Origin of the sequence: Longimicrobium sp. (assembly GCF_036554565.1) — a bacterium.
GTDB lineage: Bacteria > Gemmatimonadota > Gemmatimonadetes > Longimicrobiales > Longimicrobiaceae > Longimicrobium.
Map to the genome: position 1 here is coordinate 1 of NZ_DATBNB010000253.1, position 3617 is coordinate 3617.

Sequence of the window (3617 nt, forward strand, 5' to 3'; positions counted from 1 at the left end):
TTGTCGCAGAAGTCGGCGATCTGCGACGGCAACTGAATCCGGGAGCGACGACTAGGTCGTCGGGCTGCGAGCGGCGCGCCGCGGGGATAGCACACGCGCTCGCCGCAGTGTCTGGCTCACCTCGTCGTGGCCCTGCTCATAGCCGAATCAGCCCGACCTCTCGCGGTATCCGCGTCTAGGACGGTGAAGTCCAACCCCTCCACTTCGACGGCACCTAGCCGTAGCGCGTGGGCTCCATGCCGAACTGGGTCTTCTGGCGGCAGAGGCGTGGACGATGGCACCGCTCACGCACTCCAACGAGTCAGGTACACCGCAGGAACCGCACTCCTATTTCAGTAACAGCGCGAGCAAAGCTATTCGAACTGCACAATGAGCGAAGATTCACAACGCTAGCCTGCGCAACGAATGGATTCTCCGGCGCTTTTATTGTCATCTGCTGTAGCGCGGCGCTCGCAGAAGCGCGATCTGGATATCCTACGACCACCACAGACATGAGGGAGTTATGTGTGGTATACCGATTTCCAACCGGCTGGAGAGCGCCGCGAATTACAATGTCCAGCTTGCCTAAATCATAGTTACTCAACTCCCGCAGCATGGTTTGTGTATAGTCCTCATTGGTCTGATCGTGTAGCAGCAGCACTCCCCATTTGTCGATGTCTGGATCGGCCATCGTGTCTATCTGTATGGGCTCAGACGCTACCGAAGGGATCCCGCGGCGTTCGCGCAGGTAGCGACCATACTCGTCCTCCGTGTATGCCCCGTAAAGGTATTGCAGACAAGTATCGAATTCCGACACAGCTCCTGCTTGTGCCTCGGGCGGTCGAACTAACCCGCGGCTTTCGCGTTCCGTCCTGATCTGCTCAGCCTTTGCGGAGGCGTTGGCCTCTAGAACGCGCAGTCTCGCACCCGCAGTAGCGCTGCCACCGCGTGTCGTCTGGGCTTCGGCCTCATGACGATAGTCTTCCGGAATAATGCATGGCTGGTTTCGTCCCCGGGACCGGTATACCAAGAGCCCATTCGGCTCACGAATGAGTTGAAGCTGGCTGTTTTCCTCAATTGTCTGGGGCTGCTGAAGTGACGTACTCTGAGCAGCGGGATCTCCGGTCGTGCCGCGTTCATCGCCGCAAGCTGCCGGGAGGATAAGAAAGGAGGCGATAAGGAGCTTGGATTTCATCGCATACCGTCGCTCGAAGAGAGTTTTTGACGTTACACCCGATTGATTCGACGTTGCCTATACTTCGCTACTCGTGCGTCTCCTGATCTGCCAATCTAGCACAAGCGTGATTCCACCGTTTCGTAAGTAGAGCGTTTCTAGGGCATTAGACAAGTATTCTCTTACGCGGGGTCGCAGATCTCACTGAGTGAGAGAGATCACCTCTCACCCCGCCACCGCCGGTGCAGGCTTCGGCGGGTATCGCAGAAGTCGGCGCTCTGGGTGGCGGCCGCTGAAGCCCGGGGCGACGATCCGGGTCATCGGGCGCCGTTCCCGCGCATCACTAGGAAGGACGCGCTCGCCGCACGCATGGCTCACCTCGTAAAGGCCCTGCTAATAGCCAACTCCCCCATTCCGTAGCCGCTGTCCAAGCTCATAAACCTTTAGCCCCTCCACCACCTTCGAACAGCACCCGCCGTGTGGGCGCGATGCCACCAACCTATCGTCCCCGGGCCGCTCCGGCACCAGGGAGATGACGCGCCCGCCATCCGGCGCCGATACGGCCCGCTCGGGTGCGCGGGCGGCCGGTTGGGCGAACAGCGCTTGAGCATGGCGCGGGCACACGCCACCGTTGGCACACGTGGCTGTTCCGATCCCCGCAACCGTGCGATCGATGATACATTCTCTCAACCGTCTCCTGATCCCCCTCCTGCTCACGCCGGCACTGGCGTCCGCCGCCCCCGCGCAGGAGCGGCCCGAGGTCGCCGGCAACTGGCTGGTGCGCGTGGAAGGCCCGCAGCCGTTCACGGTGGTGCTGTCGGTGGACGAGCGCGGCGGCGTGCTCACGCCTCGCGCCCTGTCGCGGGTGCAAACCATCGTGCCCACCTCCGCCGCGCGGACGGATTCGGGGTTCGTGGTTCGCGCGGCCGCGTGGGAACGCGAGCACGCGCTGGACGTGGCCGTTCGCGGCGATTCGCTGCGGGGCAGCTGGAGCGGCGCCGGCCAGGCGCCCCTCCCCGCTTCCGGGGTGCGCCTGCCGCGCCAGACGCTGGCGCCGTTGACCGGGACGGCGGTGTTCGACAGTGTTGTGGCGGTGCTGGAACGGCACTTCTACGATCCCGGGTACAACGGCGCGGACTGGGCCCGGCTCGTGGTCGAGGCGCGCCCCCGCATCGCCGCCGCCCGCTCCGACGGCGAGGCGTACGCCGTCATCAGCGGGCTCCTTCGCGCGCTGGGCACCTCGCACCTGAACTTCACCGCCGTCCCGCGCGTCCCGCGGGCCGCCGCAGCGAACACATCGGCCCCGCGCGCGGCGTCCGCATCCGCCCCGTCCGTTAGCTGGCAGGTGCTGTCGCCGTCGATGGGGTACCTGCGCATCGAGAGCTTCAGCCCGTCGGGGGCGGCGCTGGTGCCGGAGGTAGCGCGGATGGACAGCGCCTTCGCACAGATGGCGGGGCTGCCGGCCATCGTCATCGACCTGCGCGGGAACGAGGGCGGCTCGGTGGACCTGGCCTACCGCCTGGGGCAGCACCTGCACGCGTCGCGCGTGGCCGCTGGCTACCTGGTCGTCCGCCGCGGGTTCGACAGCCGGGGGATGCGGACCGCGGCCGCGCTGGACCCCGCGACGGTGCCCGCGCTCCCCGCCGATCTGCCCGGCGCCATGCTGACGGACGCGGTGGAATCCGCCGGGGGCGCGGGGATGCTGTACATGGGCGGCGGCCTCGCGCGGACGTACACGGGCCGCATCGCCGTGCTGACCGACTCGAACACGGGGAGCGCCGCGGAGGCCGTGGCCGCCATGCTCCGCGAAACGCGGGGCGCCATCATGATCGGCGAGCGCACGGCGGGAGCGATGCTTTCCTCCGCCGACTCGATGGTGGCGCCCGGGTGGCGGCTTCGATATCCCGCGATGGACTTCCGCACCGCTGCCGGCGTCCGTGTGGAAGGCGACGGCGTGGCGCCCGACGTCCCCGCGCCCCCCGCCGACCGCGCCGCGCTGCTCCGCGCGGCCGCCGAGGCCCTGCGCGTTCCCGCACCCTGAATCGCATGACGGACGCTCTGACCGCCGGCTCCGGCCGGCGCCGCTGGACGCTGTACACGGCGGCCTGGCTCCCCATGTTCGCCGCGTACTTCGGCGCCGTCATGGCCGGCGGCGACACTGCGCTGGATGCCCTGCTGCTGGCGCTGCACAACACCGTTCCCGCCGCGCTGGCGGGCATCGGCGTGGTGCACGCGTGCGCGCGGATCCCGTGGGGCAGCCGCGGCCGGGGCGCGTTCCTGGCCATCCACGCGCTGCTCTCCGTCGCCTACTCGCTGGCGTGGTGCGGCGGGATGATGGCCCTGCGGACGCTCGCGCAGTCGATGTGGACAGGGTGCTGGCAGGTGTTCGTTCTGTCCTTCGAGGAGCTCCGCTGGCAACTGGGCGCCGGCGTCATGCTGTACGCGACCATCGCGGCCGTGCGGT

The 3617-nt window shown here is 67.2% G+C and carries 3 protein-coding genes; 2 read left to right on the forward strand and 1 reads right to left on the reverse strand.

Going from position 1 to position 3617, the window contains the following annotated elements; translation table 11 throughout:
* Positions 1-301: 301 nt before the first annotated feature.
* Positions 302-1174 (reverse strand): hypothetical protein, encoded by an 873-nt coding sequence (locus VIB55_RS06820; protein ID WP_331875920.1) that lies wholly within the window; start codon positions 1172-1174, stop codon positions 302-304.
* Between the two features lie 652 nt (positions 1175-1826).
* Between VIB55_RS06820 and VIB55_RS06825 the strand changes: the two genes are divergently transcribed.
* On the forward strand, positions 1827-3194 hold the full coding sequence (locus VIB55_RS06825; RefSeq protein ID WP_331875921.1) for a S41 family peptidase: 1368 nt from the start codon (positions 1827-1829) through the stop codon (positions 3192-3194).
* A 5-nt stretch (positions 3195-3199) separates the two neighbouring features.
* A partial coding sequence (locus VIB55_RS06830; RefSeq protein WP_331875922.1) for a hypothetical protein occupies positions 3200-3617 on the forward strand: 418 nt, incomplete at its 3' end.

What these genes read in the sequence shown, in the direction of transcription:
- VIB55_RS06820 (WP_331875920.1), bottom strand. Translation starts at nt 1,174, where the DNA reads ATGAAATCCAAGCTCCTTATCGCCTCCTTTCTTATCCTCCCGGCAGCT.
- VIB55_RS06825 (WP_331875921.1), top strand. Translation starts at nt 1,827, where the DNA reads ATGATACATTCTCTCAACCGTCTCCTGATCCCCCTCCTGCTCACGCCG.